The sequence below is a fragment of the Bradyrhizobium sp. genome (assembly GCF_019242285.1).
Lineage (GTDB): Bacteria > Pseudomonadota > Alphaproteobacteria > Rhizobiales > Xanthobacteraceae > Bradyrhizobium.
Genome location: NZ_JAFAVV010000772.1, coordinates 1 through 3,290 on the forward strand (window position 1 = coordinate 1; position 3,290 = coordinate 3,290).

Sequence of the window (3,290 nt, forward strand, 5' to 3'; positions counted from 1 at the left end):
CGCTCGGCAGCGATGCCGATATTGCCCTTGTCGAGACAGAGCCGTTTGCGCTCGTCGAGCCGCGCCGGGAACTCGCCGGCGCGCTCGCAGAGGTGCGGCGCGGCGGGCACAAGGGCATCGTCATCCTCACCCGGGGAAGCAGGCCTGGGCTCTTCCTCCTCAACGCCCCGTCGTTTCGGACTCCGTTCGGTCCGCCCGCACTGCAGGTTTCGAGCGCGGAGGCCGAATGGCTGATGGCCCAGGCACAGCGACGAGCCGAGGTCGGCCTGGTGGTGAACGTACAGAAGTTTGCCGCGCAAGCCTTCAACGTCACGACGGAGGTGGCGGGGAGCGACTCTGCCCTCGCACCGCTCGTCGTTACCACACCGCGGAGCGGCTGGTGGCAATGCGCTAGCGAGCGCGGCGGCGGACTCGCATGCTGGCTGGAGACGATACGTGCGCTGGCGGCTGCCAAGCCGGCGCGCAATTGCCTCTTTGCGGCATTCAGCGGACACGAAATCGGCTTCCTTGGAATCGACGCGTACCTGATGCCTCGTTCAGATCTCGTCAAGCGCGCGCGTGCGTGGATTCATCTCGGGGCAAATATCGGCGCACCGAGGCAACCAAATCTGGTCCAGGTCTCGGACGCCTTCATGGAGCGGTGGATCGTGGCGGCGCTGGAGAAGAACGGCCTTGCCGTCGACCACGAGGCGGAGGCCGGATTGGTGCCGCGCGGCGAGGCCGGTACGCTCCATCGCGGCGGCGCGCGCTATGCAGCAGTAGTGTGCGGCACCGAGGTCTTCCACAACCCGGCGGACCGTTGGCCGGACGCAATCGATGTGGCGAGTCTTGCTCGCTACGCCGAAGCCATTTCTGAGGGTGCATGCGAGCTCGCGCTACGCGATTGAGATTGCGCGGCGCGGCGACCCTTGCGAGTCGATGGTCGGCTTGTGGCACATGACGTCGATCCTGGCGTTGATCGACATGGCCGCTACTTAAAGGTGACTGGGCTGCCTGCAATATCGGCAAGCTCACAATGCTTCGTGCACGGTCGCAGAACGTCTCAGATTTGCCAGTGGAGTGCGTGGCAGGCGTTGTTATAGCGCCACGACGAAAGAGTAGTGCCCATCTTCATCGGCCGCGGCGCGCCATTTATCATCGATCGCGAGCGAGGAGGTCGTTGACCTTATTTGCTTCGCCGATCAGCTTCTACGGATAGTCGACCGAATAGCCGCCCGCGCATCGCGACAATGCGCGTCCCGATATCGAGTGTGGCGACAGCCCTGTTCCACTTCCGGCCTGACGAGACGATGAGCCTCTAGCCAGCAAATTTTGCTCTGGTTCACGAGACGGTAGTGCTTGTGGGCGGAGAGCCGCCCCAGCCAGAAACCAATCTGAATGCCCAACACAACGACCGAAGCTCCGACACGGATGGGGGACAACGTCAGCGGAGCGCGGCGCATGGATGTAGGGGTCGAAACCGCGCTCAAATCTGGCGCAATACATAATAGGGCTGGTTGCAGAGATCAGCACCGAGACCCGGCACCATGTCGGCCCTGCCGTCCTGCATGACAGCAAAGAAATACTGTAATGGGAAAGGCGAATCGGTATAGGCGGCCGGGATCATCGCGGTAAATTGCCCTTCCTTCCCGTCCATCGCGATATCCTGCCATGCCTCTGACTGGTTAACATGACGGACGTGCAGCCGAACCGCCTGCGCGTCGCGGGCATCGAGGTTCAGCGCCACGCTCTGCCCGCGGCGGAACGCGCCAGGCGGTGTGTGCGCAGCCTCGATGCTTCGCTCCGGAGGCGGACGGAGCGCCTGCGCCACGGCAGAGGCGGCGCCGCCCGCAACCCCCATGCCTCCGCCATTCGTATCGGCGGCAAGCCGGGCCATTTGCGCGATGTCGGCATCGATGGCCGACAACCGGTCGCTCCAATGGCCGCGGAGCCAGGGCTCCGAGCCAAAGGTAATGTCTGCAACGTACACCTGCCCGGCCTGCACCGCCGCGACCCAGGCGGCGCGGGCCTGTTGGTAGCTGCTCAGCGCCGCCGCTGCGGCAGCGGCGTCATCCGATATGGCGTGGATCTCCCACAATACGCCGGCGCGCAGTTTATGTGCGAAGAAGCGGCCGAGCGCCGCCTGGATCGTCACATCTGCGGCCGCACGCTGGTAAGCCGCGCCCGTTGGACGCCGGGCAACGGCATCCGCCAACGCCTGCTCTGCATCCGCGGCGAAGCCGTCGAGCCAAGCCGCCACCTCCGTAGGTGCCACACGATGGTCCGGTTGCCCGGTCAGCAGCGAACGGACATAGGTCTCGATGCTCAGGAAGATCTGCGGATCGAACGGCTCGACGGTGCCGAAGCGTTGCGGCGCGACGGTGTCCGAGAAAGGCTGCCCCGCGTCGACCAGCACGATCGGCATATTGGTGTAGATTTCGGGCCAGTAAGAGTTGTTCGCCGCCGCCATGGCGTGAGCCATCGTCATCAGCGGCAGGATGCGGCTGGCGCTCGCGAGCGCTCGTTCGATCGGCTGTGCCGCGGCGCCGAACTCGGCGCATGTCGACCGCTGCCACGCGGAAGCTGGCGTGTCAGGCCGATACAGGAGCCGGCCGAACAGCCGGTACGTGTACTCGGCCTTCTGCCAGTCGTAACGGGGTGCCAGCCTTGCATCGGCATAGGCGGTGCGATTACCGGGGCGTCCGGTGCCCTTGCGACCTCGGAACGAGAGTGGCTCGCAAATCTCCAATCCGCCCGCGCCGCAGAATCCGGCGTGGCGAGCGAATCCGGCGGCAAATTGCGGATCGCCCCATAGCAGCAGCCGCTGTGTGCCGGGCCAGAGGCGAAAGACCACGTCGTAGTCGCGGCCCTCCTGCATAAAGTCGCCGTAGCTGTAGCGCGTGTAGGACCGCGTGCCCTCGCTCAGCGCGAACTGGGCTCCGCGGACCGCCCCGCCGGCGGGAGGCATGTCCTTCTGCCGGATCGCCGCCTGGTGGTAGGGCAGTCCCATGTGCTCGCCCATGTATTTGGGCGAGATACTGATCGGCATCCCCGTTTCCCGCGCCAGTGCGATCGAGCGCTCGTCGATGCCCTTCGGATGCAGGTCCAAGGCGATCGGTCGCTTGGCGGTCGGAATGGCCGCGAACACGGTCCGCCAGAAGTCGAGATCCCCTTCACGGACGCCGCTCTAGCCATGTAAGCGGAAGGTGAGAGCAGTAATATCTGGCACCTCTCTGAGCAGCATGGCCAGCGCGTCGCGGCAATAGGCGGCGTGGTTCGCCGCCGTAATGCCGGTGATGCGGTAGTTCACC

General features: G+C 65.1%; 2 protein-coding genes. One reads left to right on the forward strand and one right to left on the reverse strand.

Annotation, left to right across the window (positions count from 1 at the left end; genetic code table 11):
* Nucleotides 1–887 (forward strand): M28 family peptidase (locus JOY90_RS31480; RefSeq protein WP_291694991.1); only part of this gene is annotated, 887 nt, incomplete at its 5' end.
* Between the two features lie 578 nt (nucleotides 888–1,465).
* On the opposite strand, the gene JOY90_RS31485 is transcribed toward JOY90_RS31480, so the two are convergent.
* Nucleotides 1,466–3,127: a hypothetical protein gene (locus tag JOY90_RS31485; RefSeq protein WP_291694992.1), complete on the reverse strand. Its 1,662-nt coding sequence runs from the start codon at nucleotides 3,125–3,127 to the stop codon at nucleotides 1,466–1,468.
* Nucleotides 3,128–3,290 lie beyond the last annotated feature (163 nt).